We start from the raw sequence: 19867 nt of genomic DNA, 5'->3' as shown, positions 1-19867 counted from the left end.
CGGTCGGCCGCCGCCCCGCCCAGGACCCGCTCGCCGTTGTGTGGCGGCTCCGGCAGGACGTCCGCGCGCTCGGCCTCGCCACCCCGAACCCCGATGCTCACGTTCGAAAGCGCGTTGGCCGCCCTCGCCCGTGCTGAGGTCCGGTTCCTCGTCGTGGGCGGGTTGGACGTCGCCCGCGCCGGCTACGTCCGCGTCACGGACGACGTGGATCTGCTCGTCGAGGGCGGGGCGGCCAACCTCCGCCGTCTTATCGACACGCTCGCCACGTTCGGGAGCGGGGCGGCGGCCGAGCTCGACATGAGCGACTTCCCCCTCGAAGAAGGCGCCGTCCGCGTCGCTGAAGACTTCGACATCGACCTGTTCACTGTCATGTCCGGCCACACCTACGCCGACCTCCTCCCGTTCTCCGCCCCGCACGACGTGGGCGGGGCGGCCGTCCGCTTCCTCGGCGCCGAGGGCCTGATCCGCCTCAAGGCCGACTCGCTCCGCCCGCGTGACCAGACCGACGTGGCCGCCCTCCGCGCCCTCCTCGCCGGCCGCGACCTGGACGCGTAGCTCGGGCGGCCCGCCGACCGCCCCGCCCGCTCACCGCCCGCCCACCACCCCGCCCCTAGAACCATGGCCAAAGAGAGAAAAGCCCTCGTCGTCCACTACGCGCCCGGCGAGGAGAGCGAGACCGTCGCCGCGCTCACCGACCACCTCAACGACGACTGGCGCCTCCTGTCCACGTCGGCGATGGGCGGGGCGGGCGGCGCCGACGGCGCGGCCCAGTTCGCCGCCCTCGTCGTCATCGAGCGCGAGGAGACCAAGACCGTCGGCGGCTTCTCCGCCGGCTAACGCCGGCCGGTACTGGGTACAGGGTACCCGGTACACCGCCACCCCGCCCGTACCCCGTACCTGGTACCCCGTACCGCCGTATGCCCAAACGCACCGACATCTCCTCGATCCTCCTCATCGGCTCCGGCCCCATCGTGATCGGGCAGGCGTGCGAGTTCGACTACTCCGGCACGCAGGCCGCCAAGGCGCTCCGCGCCGAGGGCTACCGCGTGGTCCTCGTCAACTCGAACCCGGCGACCATCATGACCGACCCCATGATGGCGGACGCGGTCTACCTCCAGGAGCTCACGCCGGCGTCCATCAAAGAGATCGTGACCAAGGAGCGGCCCGACGCCGTGCTCCCGACGATGGGCGGCCAGACGGCCCTCAACCTCGCCGACACGCTCCACCAGCAGGGCTACTGGGAGCGCGAGGGGATCGACGTGATCGGCGTCGACATCGACGCCATCCACATCACCGAGGACCGCCAGGCGTTCCGCGACCTCATGGAGACCGTCGGGATCGACCAGGCCCGCAGCCGCGTGGCCAAGTCGCTGCTCGAAGCCAAGGAGATCGCCCAGGAGCTGGCCGGGAGCCAACTCGGGTTCCAGCCCGTCGTCATCCGCCCGTCGTTCACGATGGGCGGGGCGGGGGGCGGCATCGTGTGGACGGCCGACCAGTTCGACGCCAAGGTCACGCGCGGGCTCGAGCTCTCGCCCGTCCACGAGGTCCTCATCGAGGAGTGCCTCGTCGGGTGGAAAGAGTACGAGCTGGAGCTGCTGCGCGACCGGAACGACAACGTCGTCATCGTGTGCTCGATCGAGAACGTGGACCCGATGGGCGTCCACACCGGCGACTCGGTGACCGTCGCCCCGCAGCAGACGCTGACCGACCCGCAGTACCAGGCCATGCGCGACGCGGCCATCCGCGCCATGCGCTCGATCGGGACGTTCGCCGGCGGCTGCAACATCCAGTTCGCGGTCGACCCCGAGACCGGGCGCATGATCGTGATCGAGATCAACCCGCGCGTGTCGCGGTCGTCGGCGCTCGCGTCCAAGGCGACGGGCTACCCGATCGCCAAAGTCGCCGCGCGGCTCGCCGTCGGCTACACGCTGGACGAGCTGCCCAACGAGATCACCGGGACGAGCGCGTGCTTCGAGCCCGCCCTCGACTACGTGGTGACGAAGGTGCCGCGCTGGAATTTCGACAAGTTCGAGGGCGTCGACGAGGAGCTCACGACCCAGATGAAGGCGGTCGGCGAGGCGATGGCGATCGGCCGCACGTTCACCGAGTCGCTCCAGAAGGCGTTCCAGAGCCTGGAGCAAGGGTTCGCCGGGCTGGGTGCCGACCGCGACGACGCCGACCGCCAGGTCGTCCGCGACCGGCTCGCCAAGTCGTACTGGGACCGGCTCCTGCACGTCCGCCACGCTTTCCGGCTGGGGGCGTCCGTCGCCGAGGTCCACGACGTGACGCGCGTCGACCCGTGGTTCCTCCACCAGATCCGCGACCTCGTGGCGCTGGAGCGGAGCATCGAGGGCCGTGCCCTGGAGAGCATCGACCGCCCCGCCCTCCTGGAGCTCAAGCAGAACGGGTTCGCCGACGTCCAGATCGCGTACCTCACCGAGACGACCGAGGCCGAGGTGCGGGCGCGGCGCGAGGCGCTCGACCTGCGGCCGACGTACCGCGTGGTCGACACGTGCGCCGGCGAGTTCGAGGCGCAGACGCCGTACTTCTACTCGACGTACGACCAGGGCGAGACCGAATCCGTGCGGTCAGACCGCGAGAAGGTGCTGATCCTGGGCTCCGGTCCGAACCGGATCGGGCAGGGCATCGAGTTCGACTACTCGTGCGTCCACGGCGTGCTCGCGGCGCGCGAGATGGGTTATGAGGCCATCATGATCAACTGCAACCCGGAGACGGTCTCGACCGACTTCGACGTGGCGGACAAGCTGTACTTCGAGCCCGTCTTCTGGGAGCGCGTCAAGGACGTGATCGACCTGGAGCAGCCGGCGGGCGTCATGGTCCAGCTCGGCGGGCAGACGGCGCTGAAGCTGGCCGAGAACCTGCTGGAGGCCGGCATCCCCTTGTTCGGGACGCCGTTCGAGAAGATGGACCTGGCCGAGGACCGCGGGAAGTTCTCGGCGGTGCTGGAGGAGCTCGACATCCCGTTCCCGCCCTACGGCATCGCGCGGACGGTCGAGGAGGCCGTCGAGGTGTCGGAGCAGATCGGCTACCCCACGCTCGTCCGCCCGAGCTACGTGCTGGGCGGGCAGGGCATGCGGATCGCGATCAACAAGGACGAGGTGGCCGAGTACGTGGCCCGCGTGCTCGAGATGTTCCCCGGCAACGAGGTGCTCCTCGACCGCTTCCTCGAGAACGCCATCGAAGTCGACGTCGACTGCCTCGCCGACGGCGACGAGGTGTGGATCGCCGGGATCATGCAGCACATCGAGCCGGCCGGCGTCCACTCGGGCGACTCGACGGCGGTCATCCCGCCGTACTCGCTCTCCGACGAGACGCAGGACGTGATCCGCGAGACAGTCACGCGGATCGCGAAGCGGCTGGGCGTGGTCGGCCTGATGAACACGCAACTCGCTGTGCAGACGGAGGGCGGGGTGGACCACGTCTACGTCATCGAGGCCAACCCGCGCGCCAGCCGCACGGTCCCGTTCGTGGCCAAGGCGACGGGCGTGCCCATCGCGGCCATCGGGGCCAAGCTCATGCTGGGCGCTAAGCTCAAGGAGTTCCGCGAGAGCGGGGCGCTGGAGAGCCAGCTCACAGGCTTCGCTGTCAAGGAGCCGGTGTTCTCGTGGGACAAGTTCCCCGAGGTGGCCAAGGAGCTCGGGCCGGAGATGAAGTCGACCGGCGAGGCCATCGCCTTCGTGGACGACATCACGGACGCCCACATTTCGAAGCCGTTCGAGATGCGGAACCTGTACCTCAGCCGCTGACGCCACCCCGCCCTTTGGGTCCGCCCTTTGGGTCCGCCCTTTGGGTCCGCCCTTTGGGTCCGCGCCTGGACGGTGCGGGACCTATCGCGGTAGCCGCCCCGCCCGCGCGCCGAGGCAGGGCGGTCGGCAACGGCCCGTCACCGCGCGACGCAGACCGCTCGCCACCCCGCCCTGTCTGTTCGCGCGGTGGCGAGGGCGGGGCGGTCGAGGAACGGGCGACCTTCACGGCCCGCTCGCCGCCGCCCCGCCCGATCCGATGGAAGAGCCTGTTCGCACCGAATGCCCGGCCGTCCGCCTGACGGTCGAGCCGCACGGCAACGCCGACGCCCTCGAACTGGCCGCCGTCGGCGGCTACCGCGCCGTCGTAGTAAAGGGGCGGTACCGGACGGGCGACCTCGCAGTCTACGTGCCCGAGGGGTCCATCGTCCCCGAGTACCTGCAAGAGCGGCTGGGACTCGTGGGGCGCCTCGCGGGCAGCCAGAAGAACCGGGTCAAGGCGATCCGGCTGCGCGGCGTGCTCTCGCAAGGGCTCGTCGTGCCGCTGGGGGCGGATGGCACGCTCACGAATGGGGCGGGCGGGGCGGTAGAGGTCCGAGAGGGCGAGGACTACGCGGCGTTCCTCGGCGTCGAGAAGTACGTGCCGCCCGTGCCGGCGTCGATGGCCGGCGCCGTGTGGGCGGCGGGCCAGGAGCGGACGCTGGCCTACGACGTCGAGAACGTGAAGCGGTGGCCGGACGTCCTCGTCGACGGCGAGGAGGTGGTGATGACCGAGAAGGTTCACGGCACGCTCCTCGGCGTCGGCGTGCTGCCGGAGGCGCTCGCCCACCCCGCCCACGGCCGCGTCGTCGTGTTCTCGAAGGGGCTCGGCGCCAAGGGCCTCGCATTCGACACCAGCGAGGGCGACGCCACCCTCTACACGCGCACGGCCACCGACTACGGCGTCGCCGACGCCGTCCTCCGCGCGTTCGGGGACGACGCGGGCGCGCTCGACGAGCCCGTGTTCGTCGTCGGCGAGGTGTTCGGGGCCGGCGTCCAGGACCTCCACTACGGCGCGGACGCCGGGGCGGGGCGGCTCGGGTTCCGCGTGTTCGACGTCTACGTCGGCCGGCGCGGACACGGCGCCTACCTCGACGACGCGGCGCTCGACCGCGCGTGCGCGGCGATGGGGCTCGACCGGGTGCCCGCCCTCTACCGCGGGCCGTACTCGGACGCCGCGCTGGCCCGCTTCACGGGCGGGGCGGAGGCCGTGAGCGGGGCGGGCGCGCACCTCCGCGAGGGCGTCGTCGTGCGCCCGACGACGGAGCGCGACGACCCCCACGTCGGCCGCGTCCAGCTCAAGTCCGTCAGCGACGACTACCTCACGCGGAAGGGGGGGACGGAGTACACCTGACCGCCCCGCCCGCGCGCCCGCTCCCACGATGCGGCTACTGGACCGTCGTGGCTTGGCCGTAGGACCACCACAGCCACATGGCGTCCTCGCTCGCGCCGAGCGGCCGGCCGGCCTCGGCGTAGGCGTCCCACATCATCGTGCGGAGGGCGTCGGCGTAGACCTCATCGCCGTCGGCGACCTGGAGGACGCGGAGACGGACGTCGGGGAGCGGCGAGGTCTGGGACATAGCGGCCAGGCGAGCGATTTCGGACAAGGAGGGAGGGTCGGAGGAAGAGAGAGGGACGCCGATGGGGGCAGCAGAGTATGGGGAGGGTACGGTTTGATCCTACAAGAGGAAGAAAAGAAGCTGGTTGGGCGTCACCAGTTGCTCGATTCCCCTAGTCTCCGCTAGGGCATAGGACTTGCCGAAGCCCACCCTCCCCGTTGCTCCCCACCACTCCTATGAGCATTCCCCACTCCCCCTCCAACGCCGAGTTTCCCGACGACATGGACCTCCGGGCCATCTTGCTCCAGAGCCGCCGCCTCGGCGTCCGCGACCGGACGCGGGCCTACTCCCAGTGGATCCGCCGCGTCCAGGGGCGCGGCGAGTCGCTGTACCACCGCGTCGTGACGTCGGCCGTCGACCGCACCGTCAACGTCCTCGACACGCGGACGGGCGAGGAGAAGGAGATGCTCATGTTCGGGTCCAACAGCTACCTCGGGCTCACGAACCACCCCTACGTGGAGGAGAAGATGACCGCGGCGATCCGCGAGTGGGGGGCCGGCGTGGGTGGGCCGCCGATCCTCAGCGGGTACTCGGGGCTCCACCGCGAGCTCGAGGAGCGGCTCGCGGCCTTTAAGGGGACCGAGGAGGCCGTGATTTACCAGAGCGGGTACGGCGCCAACGTCGGCCTGCTGTCGGCGCTCGTCGGCAAGCGCGACGTGGTCTACTACGACGACCGGAGCCACGCCTCGACGCTGGACGGGCTGGGGCTGGCGGGCGGGGCGTCGGTCAAGTTCCGCCACAACGACGTGGCCGACCTCGGCCGCCACCTCGACGCGCACGGCGACGGCGACGCCTTCGTGTGCGTCGAGGGCGTGTACTCGATGGACGGCGACATCGCCCCGCTCGATGAGATCGTCCCGCTCGCGAAGCGCCACAACGCCGTCGTGGTCGTCGACGACGCCCACGGCGTCGGCGTCGTGGGCCGGCAGGGGCGCGGCGCGGCCGACCACTTCGGCGTGGCCGACGACTGCGACGTGCTCATGGGCACGTTCAGCAAGGTGTTCGGGGTCACGGGCGGGGTGGTCTGCACGAGCCGAGACATCGCCGACTACCTCCGCCACTTTTCGCGGGCCAACGTGTTCTCGTCAGCGCTCCCGCCGTCGACGGTCGCGGCCGTCCTGGCCGGGCTCGACCTCCTGGAGCGCGGCGACGACCTCGTGGCCCGGCTCCACGACAACGTGGCGTACTTCGCCGCCGGACTCCGGAGCCTGGGCTTCGACGTCGACCCCGAGACCGCGATCGTGCCGCTCCCGGTGCCCGAGGGGATGGCGCTCCGCCAGGCCGCCCGGTTTATCCACGACCAGGGCGTGTTCGCGAACGCCGTCGAGTACCCGGCCGTAGCCGTCCACCGTCAGCGGCTCCGGTTTAGCGTCATGGCCTCGCACACGCGCGCCGACATCGACCGCGTTGTCGAGGTGGTGGGCGAGGCGTGGGCGCGGTTCGCCCCTGAAGGCGCCTCCTGCCAAGAGGCCTAGCCTGTCCGCCCCGCCCGGCGCTCGGGCGGGGCGGCGAACGCCGCGAGGGGAGGGGCGTACGACCCGGCGCCACCCCGCCCCGACCCATGAGCGACAAGCCCGATCAGCGCCCCGACGGCCCCAACGTGTCCGAGGACGAAGACCCCCAAGCGATGGGGCTCTTTACCGAGCCGACCGAGCCGGACGTCCACCTCGACCCCGACCACCCCGCCTTCGACCGCGTCCAGGACGGGCGCAAGGCGGACGAGGAGTAGGGCGGGCACAGCGGCCGCGGCGTCGAGAGGCGCGGCGACTACGACGAGGGCGAGTGGATGACGACTGGAGCCGCCCCGCTCCGTCGCTCGCGTAACCAAACCTTCCCGCTCAGGCAGCGACCTGCTGGGCGGGGTGGTCTGGATAGCTGGGTAAGGCGCCACGCTCTCCGAGCCGGTAGAAGCCCAAGGGCGCAGCGGGCGGGGTGGCGGATCGCCCATGGCTTTGCAGGCACTCGCTCTCCTCAGCCGTTCGCGGAGAGGGCGCCTAGTGCTGCGTCAGAGTTGATCTGATGAGGTGAGATGGTGCTGCGTGTTCCGTATTACGTCCCCGAGGGCACGCAGCACGAGACACGCAACAGCTCTCAGCGGACCCATCGGAAGACGGTTGACGCACCACTAGCGCGCGTCTGTCAATCGTCGTTGCGCTCGTGGAGCTCGAGGTCGATCTCGAACGGGTCGAGGTTGAGCCACAGCGACCGGCTCCGAAGGACACCGTTCCACAGCAAGGCGCCCACGGCGACGGGGAGGGAGGCGATTGTCAAGGCCGCGAGGGTGAACGAGCGGGAGGGCTTCATGGCATCGTATGGTGCGGTGCGGCATAAATGACGCGGTGCGTCATAAGGTTCCGCATCGCGCTCAGGGGTTGCCGGTTCCACTCGTGAGACGACTCCGCGAGGCCTCGCCGGGCCTGCCCTGCTTTCAGCCTCATCAGGCTAGAAAAGGGCTTTCGGACGGATCTGAGAAGGTCAAAGCGCGGTGAGAAACCTGCGCCCGACTTCCGGGCTGGGCGCTCCCTCTCTTCCCTTCATAACTCTATTCCTCATTATGGCACGCTACGACGACGACCGCAACCGCCGGTCCTACAGCGGGCGCTACGACGACGACCGGAGCTTTGGCGACCGGGCCTCTGACGAAGTCCGCTCCTGGTTCGGCGACGACGACGCTGACCGCCGACGCCGGCGCGACGACATGCGCTCCGACCGCGACCGCTTCTACGGCGACAGCGACCGCAACCGCCGGTCCTACGGCAGCTCCTACAGCGACCGCTCGGACAACGACCGGACGTACCGGCGCTCCTACGACGACGACCGCTCCGACCGCAACCGCTACCGCTCGGACCGCGACTCGTACTCGTACGGGCGGGGCAACGACCGCGACTACGGGCGGGACAACGACCGCAACTACGGGCGGGGTGGCGACCGTGACCGCGATTCGTACGGGCGGGGCGACGACCGCGACCGCGAGCGCTACCTCCAGGACCGCTACGACCGGGACTACAACCGGAACTACGTCCGCGATTTCGGCGACGACAACGGCTTCCGCGGCCGGTACGAGCGGGACGACTCCGGCCGGTCCTACTCGCGAGACTCCGACCGCGACTCGTACGACCGCTCCGGCAACCGCTCCGGTTCCTACGGCCGAGGCTCCAGCGACTACGACCGCTCGTCCCGGTACGACAGCGGCCGGATGTACGGGCGACCGTACGACGACGACCGCGGCTACTACTAGACCACCCCGCCCTTTCTCTGGCGGGGACCCACCCCGCCCCCTCTTTACCTCTCCATTCTATCATGGCACGCTATTCAGACCGCGACGACGATCGCAACGACTTCCGCGGGTACGACTGCGACAACGACAACAACGACCGCTACACGTCTTCCCGAGGCCGCTACGGCCAGGGGACGTACAGCGACCGGGACTACAACGACGGCGGCGGCAACCGCGGCGGTGGCTACTCCGGCGGCCGCTACGGCAGCCGCGACTACGGCGACAGTTACTCCGGCGGCCGCAGCGGCCGCGACTACGAAACGTCCGGCCGAGGCTACGACCGCTCTGACTACGACCGCTCCGACATGGGCGGACGCCGGTACGACTCGGACCGCAGCTACGGTAGCGGCCGCGACGGCGACTACGACCGCGACCGTGGAGGCCGGATGTACGGCGACTACGACGACCGCAGCTACGGCAACCGCAGCGGCGGCTCTTACGGAAACCGCGACTACGGTAGCGGCGACTACGGCCGTAGCGACTACGGCGGCCGTGGCGGTGGCTACGGCAACCGCGGCTACGACCGAGACGGCGGCTCGTATGGGTCGGGCATGTACGACCGTGACTCGGGCATGATGAACCGGAGCTACGGCCGGTCAGGTCAGTCCGGCGACTACGGCCGCTCGGGCTACGGCCGCGGGCAGGACCAGGGCTACGACACGTACTACACCTACACGGAGTACGTCCTCGTCCCGGGTCCGATGAGTGGGATGGGGCCGGAGGACTACTCCCGGTCGAGCGAGCGGATCACCGAGCAGGTCAACGAGCGCCTGACCGACGACGGCCGCATCGACGCCTCCAGCGTCAGCGTGTCGGCCGAGGACGGGCACGTCACGCTCTCAGGGACGGTCCAGAGCCGCGACCAGAAGCGCCGGGCCGAAGACCTCGCCGAGTCCGTCCGCGGCGTCGACGACGTCCACAACCGGCTGACGATTGAGGACGACGACTCGGACGACAGCGGCTCGGGCTCCTCGTCGGGGAGCACGTCCAAGACTTCCGGGTCCAAGTCGAGCAGCAAGTCGTCGAAGTCGGGCTCGTCCTCGGACTCGTCGAGCAGCGGGTCGTAGCCGCTCGACCACGTCCACCCCGCTCAGCGGGGGCGGGGCGGGGCCTTCGGGCTCCGCCCCTTTTTTCGTTGTCAGGACCGTCCGCGCGGCTCGTGGAGCGGGGGGAGGCTTTCGTGAAGGGGCCAACCCGCCCGGCGCCTGCGCGTACCCAGTCCACGCAGCCCCACCGACCCATGCCGCCCCGCCCCGCCCCGCCCGGAACGCGCCCCCGCGTCGTCGTCGTCGGCGCCGGCCACGGCGGGATCGAGTGCGTGAAGGCGCTCGGGGACGCCGCCGTCGAGGTCCTCGTCGTCGACCGGAACAACTACAACAAGTTTCAGCCGCTCCTGTACCAGGTGGCGACGGCCGGGCTCGACGTCGACGACATCACGCAGCCCATCCGCCACATCGTCCGCCGGCAGGCCAACACGGACGTCCTCCTGGGCCTCGTCGTGGACGTCGACTTCGAGGCGAAGCGGGTGCTGCTGGACGGGGGCGGGGCGGTCGACTACGACGTGCTCGTGCTCGCGCCGGGGGCGTCGACGACGTACTACGGCGTCGAGGGCGCCGAGGAGCACGCGTTCCCGCTCAAGAACATCGACGACGCCGTGTCCCTGCGGAGCCACATGCTCCGCCAGTTCGAGGCCGCCTCCGCCGACCCGTCGCTCGTCGGCAACGGCGTGCTCACGACGGTCGTCGTCGGCGGCGGGCCGACCGGCGTCGAGATGACCGGGGCCATCCGCGAGCTCACGCACGTGCTGGCGAAGGACTTCCCGCACCTCGACGTGAGCCGGGCGCGCGTCGTGCTCGTCGACGGCGACCGCGCCCCGCTCTCGGGCTACGCCCCCGAGCTCCGCGAGTACACGGTCGAGGCGCTGGAGAAGAAGGGCGCCGAGTTCCGGTTCGGGACGCACGTCGAGCGCGTCGACGTGGACGGCGTGGACCTCCAGGACGGCGGGCGGATCGACGCCACCACGGTGATCTGGGCGGCCGGCGTGCAGGCCAACCCGCTCGTCGACGCGCTCGGCCTGGAGCAGACGAAGGGCGGCCGCGTCGTCGTCGACGCCACGCTCCGCGTGCCGGGCCGGCCGGACGTGTTCGTCATCGGCGACTCGGCGGGCGCGTCGGACGCCGAGGGCAACTTGTACCCCGGCGTGGCGCAGGTGGCGATCCAGCAGGGGAAGCACGTGGCGCGGCTCGTCGAGGCGGCCGCGAGCGGGGCGGCGTCCGACGAGCCGTTCGTGTACCACGACCTGGGGCAGATGGCGACGATCGGGCGGAACGCCGCCGTGCTCCAGATGCCCAGCGGCCTCCGCATGACGGGGTTTCTGGCGTGGGTCGGGTGGCTGCTCGTCCACGTCGTCCACCTCGTCGGCTTCCGCAACCGAACGGCGGTCCTGTTCAACTGGGCCTACAACTACGTGGCGTACGACCGCGGCCCGCGCCTCATCCTCACCGCCGAGCCCGACCCCGCCCGCCCCGCCCGGCCCGTCCTCTCGACGGCCCCGACCGTGGACGTGGCGGCCCCGCCGATCGGCGGCTCGCGCGACCCGCGCCTCGGATGAGCGGCCGGATGCCCCGCCCCACCCTCGTGGCTACGCTCGCCCTCGCGCTCGCCGCCTGCGGCGACCCCGCCGCGCCGGGCGGGGCGGCGCCCTCCTCTAGCGCGGCGGGCGGGGCGGTCGGGGTCGAGGCACCGCCGGTCTTGGACGCGTCCGCGCTCGGCGCGTGGCTCCCGGCGTCCGTCGGCATGCAGCCGCGGCAGGCGGTCCGCGACACGGCCGACGCCGCGCTCGGCGCCGAGATCTCGCGGGCCTCGGCGACGTACGGCCCCGACCTGTCGCTCTCGGTGACGGACCTGGGCACGGCCGATATGGCCGAGATGATGGGCTACGGCTGGGCGCTCGGCGGCCCGCCCCCGCTCGACGTGGACGGCCACCCCGCCCAGGCGTCGGGCGGGGTGGGCCGTCCGCACACGGTCCGCGTACTCGCCGGCCGCCGGTTCCTCGTCGAGGCCGAGAGCCCGGACGCGGCGGCGGCCGAGGCGGCGGCGCGGGCGGTCGACCTGGACGGGCTCGCGCGGGCGGGGCGGTAGGAGAGCAGGTAGAGCAGGTAGAGCAGGTAGAGCAGGTAGAGCAGGTAGAGCAGGTAGAGCAGGTAGAGCAGGTAGAGCAGGTAGAGCAGGTAGAGCAGGTAGAGCAGGTAGAGCAGGTAGAGCAGGTAGAGCAGGTAGAGCAGGTAGAGCAGGTAGAGCAGGTAGAGCAGGTAGAGCAGGTAGAGCAGGTGGCGGGGCGGCCGGCGAAAAGTTCCGCTGCGACGCCGCCCCGCCCCCTTGCGCTGCGCGGGCGGGGCGGGCACCTTGCTCTCTCCGCTCTCTCCGCTCTCTCCGCTCTCTCCGCTCTCTCCGCTCTCTCCGCTCTCTCCGCTCTCTCCGCTCTTCACCCGCCCCGCCCCCCGCCCGGCTAGCTTCCCGGCCCCCACGCCCCCGCCCGATGCCGCTCGTCCACGACTCGCCCGACCTCGCCGCCGTCCGCGAGCGGCTCCTCGCCGCCGACCGGGTCGTCATGACCACGCACACCCGGCCGGACGGCGACGCGCTGGGCACCGAGATCGCGGTCGCGCGGGCGCTCCTCGCGCTCGGCAAGACGGTCACGGTCCTCAACGCGGACCCCGCCCCGCGCACGCTCGACTGGCTCGTCGAGGAGCAGCCTGAGGGCCTCGTACAGACCTACGAGTCCGGCAACCTCGCCCAAGCCACGGCCGTCGCCGAGGCCGACGTGCTCCTCGTCTGCGACACGAACGCGGGGCACCGCATGGGCGACACCGAGGCCCCGTTCCGTCAGGCCGGCAAGCCCGTCCTCCTGCTCGACCACCACCCCGACCCCGAGGGCTGGTTCGACACGGCCTGCGTGCGGACCGACGCGGCGGCGGCGGCCGAGATCGCCTACGACCTCATCGTCGGCATCGACCCGGAGCTCGTGGACCGGGCCGTCGCGACGGCCCTCTACGTCGGCATCATGACCGACACGGGCTCGTTCCGCTACGGGGCGACCACGCCGCGCACGCACGCCATCGTGGCCGACGTGCTGGAGCGGGGCGACCTCCGGCCCGAGCCCATCCACGTCGCCATCTTCGACGGGCGCAGCCGGGGCGGGTTGGCGCTCCTGGGGACGGCGCTCGGCACCATCCAGACGCACTACGGCGGGCGCCTCGCGACCATGTTCGTGACCGGCGACATGATTCGCCAGACGGGCGCGCTCTTCGACGAGACTGAGGGGCTCATCAACTACGCGCTCGGGCTCGACGGCGTGGTCGCCGCGGCCATCTTCCTCGACATCCCGAGCGGGGTCAAGATCTCGTTCCGCTCCAAGGGCGACGTCCCCATCAACGGCTGGGCGAACCAGTTCGGCGGCGGCGGCCACGCCAACGCCTCGGGCGCGTTCGTCAAGAACGGTCAGCTTAGGCGGACCATGAAGGAGGTCGTCGACGCCGCCCCGCCCCACGTGACGGCCCACCCCGAGGCCGCCGAGACGGACGAGATGTCGGCGGACGACCTCGCGCTGCTCGCCCAGTTCAAGGGGTCGTTGGGGTGAAGAGCCCCCGCGCCGTCCTGATCGCCGGGCCGAACGGGGCCGGAAAGACCACGTTTGCCCGGGACTACCTGCCCGGAGAGGCGGAGGACCTGCGGTACCTCAACGCCGACCTTATCGCGGCGGGGCTCTCGCCGTTCGACCCCGACCGCGCCGCGCTCCGGGCGGGGCGGCTCCTGCTCGCGCTCGTCGACGAGGCGGTAGCGCGGCGCGAGAGCTTCGCGGTCGAGACGACGCTGAGCGGGCACGGGTACGCCCAGGCCGTCCCGGCGTGGCAGGACGCCGGCTACCGCGTCACCCTGATCTTCCTCGCCCTCCGCAGCGTAGACACCGCCATCGCCCGCGTCGCCGAGCGCGTCCGCCAGGGCGGCCACGACATCCCGGTCCCAACGATCCGCCGCCGGTTCGACGCGGGGCGGCGGAACTTCGACACGGTGTTCAAACCGCTCGTCGACGACTGGGCGCTGTTCGATACCTCCGGCTCCGCCCCCATTCTCCTCGATCAATCAGCGTAATGACCTCTAACGACGTGCCTCCCGCCAGCTCTCCACCCTCAGAGGACGTCCAGCGGATGCTCGCCGCCCTCCAGCGGTCGGCCGCGCGAGCCCGCCGCGTCGCGGCGCAGACGGGCACGCGGCTCATCGTCGTCCGCGACGGCGAGCTCGTCGCCGAGCCTGTCTCGCCCGCCGACCTTCCCACCCCGCCCGGGCCGCCGCCCGACCACCCCGCCCCCTCACCCAACCGTTCCTCATGACCGACCTCGTCTCCGGCCCGCTCGCCGACCTTTCCTGCGACCTCCTCGTGCTGCCCGTCGACGAGGGCGGGGCGGCGGCGTGGGCCGACGCGTTCGGCGGCGCCTTCGAGACGGCGCTCGCCGACGCCCGCACCGCGAAGGGCGCGGCCGTGCTGATCCCCGGCGGCAGCGGCCCGCGCCGGGTCGCCGTGGTCGACGCGCGCACGCCGGACGGCCTGGAGCGCTGGCGGTGGGCGGCCGCCGAGGGCGCGCGCGCGTCGGCGCGCGTCGAGGCCGAGCGCGTCGTCGTGGCCACCCCGCCCGGCGCGGGCGCCGACGTGTCGGCCGCGCTCGTCGAGGGGTTCCGCCTGGGCGCCTATCGCTTCGACCATTACCGGACGGCGACCGCCCCGCCCGCCGCGTCGCTCGCGCTGTGGTCCGAGGGCGGGGTGGACGACCTGGGCGGGGCGGTCGAGCGCGCCGACGTCCGCGCCGACGTCACGAACCGGGCGCGCGACTACGTCAACCTGGCGCCGGACGAGAAGATGCCGGCCGACCTGGCGGACCTGGTCGCGGCGGACGCCGAGGCCGTCGGGCTCCGCGTCGAGGTGTGGGACAAGGCCCGGATCGAGGAGGAACAGATGGGCGGCCTGCTCGGCGTCAACCGCGGCAGCCTCGACCCGCCCCGGTTCGTGGTCCTGGAGTGGGCGCCGGAGGGGCACGCGGACGACGACCCCGTCGTCTTCGTCGGCAAGACGGTCACGTACGACACGGGCGGCCTCTCGCTGAAGCCGACCAAGAACTCGATGGACAAGATGAAGGCGGACATGGCGGGCGGGGCGGCCGTCGCGGGCGCGCTCCTCGGCGCCGCCCGCCTGAAGCTGCCCCTCCGCGTCATCGGCCTCCTGCCCATGTCGGACAACCGGCCCGGCGGCCGCGCCTACGTCCCGGGCGACGTGCTCACGATGCACTCGGGCGCGACGGTCGAGGTGATGAACACGGACGCCGAGGGCCGCCTGCTCCTGGCCGACGCCCTCAGCTACGCGCGCACGTACGCGCCCCGCTGGGTCCTCGACGCGGCCACGCTGACGGGCGCGCAGGGCGTGGCGCTGGGCGAGCGCGTGGCGGCCGTCGTCACGCGCGTGGGGGAGGAGGCGCTCGCCGAGCGCGTCCGCGCCGCCGGCGACGCGACGGGCGACCTCGCGTGGCCGCTCCCGCTCTACCCGCACTACCGCGACCAGCTCAAGAGCGACGTGGCTGACCTCTCGAACGTGGGCGGGGCGATGGCCGGCACGATCACCGCCGCCGCCTTCCTCGAACACTTTACGCACGCCGACGACGAGGGCGGGGCGGCCAACGAGAACGGCGCGGGCGGGGCGGACGACGCTCCGGCCTTCCCGTGGGTCCACCTCGACCTCGCGCGCCCGGCCTTCCTGGACTCGGCCTACGGCTACCGCCCGAAGGGCGGCACCGGCTTCGGCGTCCGCCTCCTCCTCGACCTCCTGACCGATGACGCCGAGCCGACCGCGTAGCGCGCGCCGCGAGGGGCAGGGGAGACCGCCCCGCCCCGCCTTATTTGGTGCTCTAGCTGAAAGGAGCAATGGGTTGCGCGCCTTGATGATAGTCGCGTTCGGCTTGGGCATCGCTGGATGCGAACAGGCCGAAGAGGCGCCCTCGCCCGGCGGGTTCTCGAACCCTGAGGTGGTGACGCCAGCCGAAGTCCCGCCCTCGGCGGGCGAGGCCGACACGGCGGCCGCCCCGCTCGTCCTTCCACCCGCCGCCCCGCCCGACGAGCAGCCGTGACGCGCCCGCTCCTCGCGCTCACGCTGGGCGATCCCAACGGGATCGGCCCCGAGGTCGTCCTGAAAGCGACTCGTGACGACCGCGTCCGCGAGGCGGCGCGCGTGGTGGCGGTGGGGAGCGCGGCCGTGCTGGCGGATCAGGCCGAGCGGCTGAGGCTGGGGCCGGTCCACGCGGTGCAGGACCCCGCCGACGCCGCCCCGCCCGGCGCCCTCGCCGTCCTCGACACGGGCGGGGCGGACACGGGCGGGGCGGACACGGGCGGACCCGGCGCGGGCGGGGCGGCTTACGCCTGGGGCGAGACGACGGCCGCGGGCGGGGCGCAGGCGATGGCGGCCGTCGCCCGCGCCTGCGACCTCTGCCTGGGCGGACTCGGCGCGGGCGGACCCGAAGCGGGCGGGGTGGTCGACGGCATGGTGACGGCCCCGCTCTCCAAAGAGGCCATCCACCTCGCGGGCTACGACTTCCCGGGCCACACCGAGTTTCTCCAGGCGCGGACCGGCGCCGAGACGGTCGTCATGGTGCTGGCGTCGGAGACCGAGCGGGGGCCGCTGCGCGTGGCGCTCGTCACGATCCACGTCCCGATCTCGGCCGTCCCCAGGCTCGTCACGCGCGGGCGCATCGCGGACGTGTGCCGGACGCTCGCCGCCGCGCTCCGCCGCGACCTGGGCGTCGAGGTCCCGCGCCTCGCCGTCCTTGGCCTGAACCCACACGCGGGCGACGGTGGCGTGATCGGGGGCGAGGAGGCGGCCACGATCCGCCCCGCCCTCGGCGCCCTCCGCGCGGACGGCCTCGACGTGGCTGGCCCGTTCCCGGCCGACGCCTTCTTCGGCCGCGCCGCGTGGTCCCGCTTCGACGCGGTCGTGGCCATGTACCACGACCAGGGCCTCGCCCCGTTCAAGGCGATCGCGCAGGGCGCCGGCGTCAACGTGACGCTCGGGCTCCCCATCGTCCGCACGAGCCCCGACCACGGGACAGCCTTCGATCTGGCGGGGCGGGGCGGACCCCAAGGGGGCGGGGCGGACCCGGGCTCAATGGTGGAGGCCGTGCTGCTGGCAGCGCAGATGGCGCGGCGGAGGATGGGGGGATGAGGGATGAGGCGCGCGGGCGGGGTGGTGCCGGTTTCGTTCCGCCCCGCCCGACCACGGGCACCCGCAGGGACACGGCTTGCCGTGTCCGACGCGGGCAGAGCGGTCCTGAACGGCGCCGCCCCGCCTGCCGACGGCCGCCTGGGCGGGGCGGTGCGTCGTGCCCCGATGCGGACACCACGCGTGGTGTCCCTACGAATCCGCCCCGCCCGCCCCGCCCACGCGCACCGTCGGTCGCCCCTGCAGCCCCGTCCGGCCGCTGCGGCTGACGGCGTTGCATGCAACGCCGCTACGACGACCGACCCGCCCTCGCGCGGTGCGGGCGGGGTGGGGCATCTTCTGCCCGCTGCCCGCTGCCCGCTGCCCGCTGCCCGCTGCCCGCTGCCCGCTGCCCGCTGCAATTCCGGCCGTCTTCCGCCCCGCGCGGTGGCGCCGCCCCGCCCCGCCCCGCATCTTCCCGTACCCCGTACCCCGTACCCCGTACCCCGTACCCCGTACCCCGTGACCGCCCCGCCCTACTCCGACCTCGCCGCCGGCTACGACGCCGTGATGGCCCATGTGGACTACCCGATGTGGGCCGGCTACGTGCGCGGACTGCTCCGGCGACACGCGCCCGAGGCCCGGTCGGTAACCGAGCTGGGGTGCGGGACGGGCGCGCTGGCGCGGGCGCTCCAGCCTATGGGGCCGGCGCCGGACGGGTTCGACTACCGCGCGTTCGACGGATCGGCCGACATGGTCGACGTGGCTCAGGCCGCCACCGAGCGGGCGGACCGCAACCCGGCGGGGCGGCCCGTGACGTTCGGCGTCGCCGACTTCCGGGAGCCGGTGCCCGCCCCGCCCGCCGACGCCGTCGTGCTCGTGTACGACGGGCTGAACTACCTGCTCGACGAGGCCGACGTCGCGGCGCTCCTCGGCCACATCGCGGGCGCGCTCGTGCCGGGCGGGGTGGCGATCGTCGACCAGTCGACGCCGGCCAACTCGCTGGCGCACCCCGACGGGTTCGACGACGCCGGCGAGACCGACGCCTTCCGCTACCTCCGCACGAGCCGCTACGACGCCGAGGCCGGCCTCCACACGACGACGTTCACGCTCACGCGGCCCAACGGCAGCCGGACGACCGAGACGCACGTCCAGCGGGCGTACTCGGTCGAGGCGGTCCGCGCGCTCGTGGCGGCGAGCCCGCTCGACGAGGTGGCCGCCTACGACGGCTTCTCGACCGATCCCGCGACGGCCGAGACGGAGCGCGTGCACTGGGTCCTCCGCCGCCCCGCCCAGGCCCGCCGCGCCTAGAACCGCCCCGCCCGGCGCTCAGCCGTAGCGCCCGCGCGTAGCTTCGGGCCTCGCCGGTTCCCCCCGCCCCGCCCGTATGGACTCCGTCCTCGACCGCGCCGCCGCGCCCGCCGCCGGGCCTCCGCGCGAGCGCCCGCTCGTGGAGATCAAGAACGTGGCCGTGGGCTACACCGACCCCACGGGCCACCGCGTCGAGGTGGCGTCGGACCTCAACCTGACGCTCGCGCGCGGCGAGATGGCCTACCTCATCGGGCCGACCGGGAGCGGGAAGTCGACCATCCTCAAGCTCCTGTACATGGACGTCCGCCCGGCCGGCGGGCTCGTCCGCGTCGGGCCGTACGCGTCGGACACGACGAAGGAGAAGGACGTCCCGCACCTCCGGCGGATGCTGGGCGTCGTGTTCCAGGACTTCCAGCTGCTCCCCGACCGGAGCGCGTACGAGAACGTCGCCTTCGCGCTCTACGCGACGGGCGTCCGCCGGCGCGAGGTGAAGGAGCGGGCGCTGCGGGCGCTCGCGTCGGTCGGCCTGAGCCACCGCGCGAAGGCGCGCCCGAGCGAGATGTCGGGCGGCGAGCAGCAGCGGGCGTGCGTCGCGCGCGCGCTCGTCAACGACCCGCTCCTGATGCTGGCTGACGAGCCGACGGGCAACCTGGACCCGCGCGTGGCCGATGAGGTCCAGCGCCTGCTCGTCCGCCTCCACCGCCAGGGCATGGCGCTCCTGATGGCCACCCACGACTACCGCCTCGTCAAGACCTTCCCCGCGCGGACGCTCGCGCTCGTCCGGGGGCGCCTCGTCGAGGTCGACCCGGAGTCGCTGTAGTGGCCGGCCGGGGCGGCCGGGCGGGGCGGGGGAGGGGGCGGCTGGCCGCCCCGCCCGCGTTCGTCGCCGCGCTGGCATTGGCGCTGGCGGCGTGCGGCGCGGAGCCGGCGGCCGAGGGCGGATCGGGCGGGCCGGTCGCCGCCGCGACCGTGGCCGCCGCGCTCGACACCTGCCGCGCGGGCGCCGCCGACGCCGGGATCGCCGCGCTCGACACGGCGATTGCCCGCGTGCCCGGCTCGGTCGACGCGCTCGCCACGCGCGGGCTGTGCTACTGGACACGCTCGGCGGAGGGCACCGACCCGGACGCCGACGCCGAGCGCGCCTACGCCGACCTCACGGCGGCCATCGACGCCGCCGAGGGCGGGGCGGCCCACGCGACGCCGCTCGACCGGCTCTACGGCCACCGCGCCTTCGTGGCCCAGGCCCGCGACGGGGCGGGGTGGGCCGAGACGCTGGCCGACCTCGACGCGGCGGTCCGCCTGGCGCCCCGCGACCCGCGGCACACGCTCGACCGCGGCGTGGTGCGGCTCTCCGCCGGCGACACGGCGGCGGCGCGCGTCGACCTCGCCCGGTTCCTCGTCCTCGCCGACTCGGCCGACGCGGCGCGACGCGAGTTCGTGGAGGCGATGCTGGACGACCTCACGGAGTAACCCGCCCCGCCCTCGGCGTCTGGCTGGACGCGCCGCGGCGGGGCGGGGCGGGCCGACTTTCCTCGCCGGCCCCGACTCCGTATCGGGCCGTCCCCGAGCCCGTCGCTATCTTCGCCGCCGTCGTTCGCGGCTGCTTCACCCCGCGCCCTGT

At 72.8% G+C, this 19867-nt stretch carries 21 protein-coding genes; 19 read left to right on the top strand and 2 right to left on the bottom strand.

Annotated elements, in window-relative coordinates:
- The first annotated feature begins 93 nt into the window (after window positions 1-93).
- From RQM47_RS12465 to RQM47_RS12450, 4 genes are all read left to right on the top strand, one after another.
- On the top strand, window positions 94-555 hold the full coding sequence (locus RQM47_RS12465; RefSeq protein WP_314009209.1) for a hypothetical protein: 462 nt from the start codon (window positions 94-96) through the stop codon (window positions 553-555).
- 63 nt (window positions 556-618) lie between these two features.
- Entirely contained in the window at window positions 619-837 is a 219-nt protein-coding gene (locus tag RQM47_RS12460) for a hypothetical protein (RefSeq protein ID WP_314009208.1), read from the top strand.
- Window positions 838-917: 80 nt separating this feature from the next.
- Window positions 918-3767 (top strand): carbamoyl-phosphate synthase large subunit, encoded by a 2850-nt coding sequence (gene carB / locus RQM47_RS12455; RefSeq protein ID WP_314009207.1) that lies wholly within the window; start codon window positions 918-920, stop codon window positions 3765-3767.
- Window positions 3768-4023: 256 nt separating this feature from the next.
- Window positions 4024-5157, top strand: coding sequence for an RNA ligase (ATP) (locus RQM47_RS12450; RefSeq protein WP_314009206.1), 1134 nt, complete (start codon window positions 4024-4026; stop codon window positions 5155-5157).
- A 34-nt stretch (window positions 5158-5191) separates the two neighbouring features.
- Here the strand turns inward: RQM47_RS12450 and RQM47_RS12445 are convergent, their stop codons facing one another.
- Entirely contained in the window at window positions 5192-5383 is a 192-nt protein-coding gene (locus RQM47_RS12445) for a hypothetical protein (RefSeq protein WP_311665266.1), read from the bottom strand.
- Window positions 5384-5598: 215 nt separating this feature from the next.
- Here RQM47_RS12445 and RQM47_RS12440 point away from each other — a divergent pair, with 215 nt between their 5' ends.
- Together RQM47_RS12440 and RQM47_RS12435 are read left to right on the top strand one after the other, a co-directional pair.
- The gene (locus tag RQM47_RS12440; RefSeq protein WP_311665264.1) at window positions 5599-6897 is read left to right on the top strand and encodes an aminotransferase class I/II-fold pyridoxal phosphate-dependent enzyme; all 1299 of its coding nucleotides are present in this window, start codon (window positions 5599-5601) and stop codon (window positions 6895-6897) included.
- 86 nt (window positions 6898-6983) lie between these two features.
- Window positions 6984-7151, top strand: coding sequence for a hypothetical protein (locus RQM47_RS12435; protein ID WP_311665262.1), 168 nt, complete (start codon window positions 6984-6986; stop codon window positions 7149-7151).
- A 410-nt stretch (window positions 7152-7561) separates the two neighbouring features.
- On the opposite strand, the gene RQM47_RS12430 is transcribed toward RQM47_RS12435, so the two are convergent.
- Window positions 7562-7726, bottom strand: a complete 165-nt coding sequence (locus RQM47_RS12430) for a hypothetical protein (RefSeq protein WP_314009205.1) — start codon at window positions 7724-7726, stop codon at window positions 7562-7564.
- Window positions 7727-7976: 250 nt separating this feature from the next.
- Here RQM47_RS12430 and RQM47_RS12425 point away from each other — a divergent pair, with 250 nt between their 5' ends.
- The 13 genes from RQM47_RS12425 (at window position 7977) to RQM47_RS12365 (ending at window position 19716) form a co-directional block, all read left to right on the top strand.
- A complete protein-coding gene (locus tag RQM47_RS12425) occupies window positions 7977-8660 on the top strand; it encodes an SWFGD domain-containing protein (RefSeq protein WP_311665255.1) in 684 nt (227 codons plus the stop codon).
- Window positions 8661-8722: 62 nt separating this feature from the next.
- Window positions 8723-9766, top strand: a complete 1044-nt coding sequence (locus tag RQM47_RS12420; protein ID WP_311665253.1) for a BON domain-containing protein — start codon at window positions 8723-8725, stop codon at window positions 9764-9766.
- Between the two features lie 173 nt (window positions 9767-9939).
- Window positions 9940-11310: an NAD(P)/FAD-dependent oxidoreductase gene (locus RQM47_RS12415; protein WP_311665251.1), complete on the top strand. Its 1371-nt coding sequence runs from the start codon at window positions 9940-9942 to the stop codon at window positions 11308-11310.
- Window positions 11311-11318: 8 nt separating this feature from the next.
- On the top strand, window positions 11319-11840 hold the full coding sequence (locus RQM47_RS12410; protein ID WP_311665249.1) for a hypothetical protein: 522 nt from the start codon (window positions 11319-11321) through the stop codon (window positions 11838-11840).
- Between the two features lie 397 nt (window positions 11841-12237).
- Window positions 12238-13338: a DHH family phosphoesterase gene (locus tag RQM47_RS12405; RefSeq protein WP_314009204.1), complete on the top strand. Its 1101-nt coding sequence runs from the start codon at window positions 12238-12240 to the stop codon at window positions 13336-13338.
- Window positions 13335-13850, top strand: a complete 516-nt coding sequence (locus tag RQM47_RS12400; protein WP_314009203.1) for a zeta toxin family protein — start codon at window positions 13335-13337, stop codon at window positions 13848-13850. The genes RQM47_RS12405 and RQM47_RS12400 overlap by 4 nt, the downstream gene beginning before the upstream one ends.
- Window positions 13850-14089, top strand: coding sequence for a hypothetical protein (locus RQM47_RS12395; protein WP_311665967.1), 240 nt, complete (start codon window positions 13850-13852; stop codon window positions 14087-14089). Before RQM47_RS12400 ends, RQM47_RS12395 begins: the two co-directional genes overlap by 1 nt.
- On the top strand, window positions 14086-15600 hold the full coding sequence (locus RQM47_RS12390; protein WP_314009202.1) for a leucyl aminopeptidase family protein: 1515 nt from the start codon (window positions 14086-14088) through the stop codon (window positions 15598-15600). The genes RQM47_RS12395 and RQM47_RS12390 overlap by 4 nt, the downstream gene beginning before the upstream one ends.
- Window positions 15601-15685: 85 nt before the next feature.
- Window positions 15686-15871 carry a hypothetical protein gene (locus tag RQM47_RS12385; protein ID WP_314009201.1) on the top strand — a complete coding sequence of 62 codons (186 nt, stop codon included), beginning with the start codon at window positions 15686-15688 and terminating at the stop codon, window positions 15869-15871.
- The gene (gene pdxA / locus RQM47_RS12380) at window positions 15868-16959 is read left to right on the top strand and encodes a 4-hydroxythreonine-4-phosphate dehydrogenase PdxA (protein WP_314009200.1); all 1092 of its coding nucleotides are present in this window, start codon (window positions 15868-15870) and stop codon (window positions 16957-16959) included. Before RQM47_RS12385 ends, pdxA begins: the two co-directional genes overlap by 4 nt.
- A 498-nt stretch (window positions 16960-17457) precedes the next feature.
- Window positions 17458-18246: a class I SAM-dependent methyltransferase gene (locus tag RQM47_RS12375; RefSeq protein ID WP_314009199.1), complete on the top strand. Its 789-nt coding sequence runs from the start codon at window positions 17458-17460 to the stop codon at window positions 18244-18246.
- 76 nt (window positions 18247-18322) lie between these two features.
- Window positions 18323-19066, top strand: coding sequence for a cell division ATP-binding protein FtsE (locus RQM47_RS12370; protein ID WP_314009198.1), 744 nt, complete (start codon window positions 18323-18325; stop codon window positions 19064-19066).
- Complete coding sequence (locus RQM47_RS12365; protein WP_314009197.1) at window positions 19066-19716, top strand: tetratricopeptide repeat protein; 651 nt, start codon at window positions 19066-19068, stop codon at window positions 19714-19716. Before RQM47_RS12370 ends, RQM47_RS12365 begins: the two co-directional genes overlap by 1 nt.
- Window positions 19717-19867: the final 151 nt, after the last annotated feature.

The sequence above is a fragment of the Rubrivirga sp. S365 genome (assembly GCF_032248475.1).
GTDB classification, from domain to species: Bacteria; Bacteroidota; Rhodothermia; order Rhodothermales; family Rubricoccaceae; genus Rubrivirga; species Rubrivirga litoralis.
This window is presented reverse-complemented; position numbering and strand designations above follow the sequence as displayed.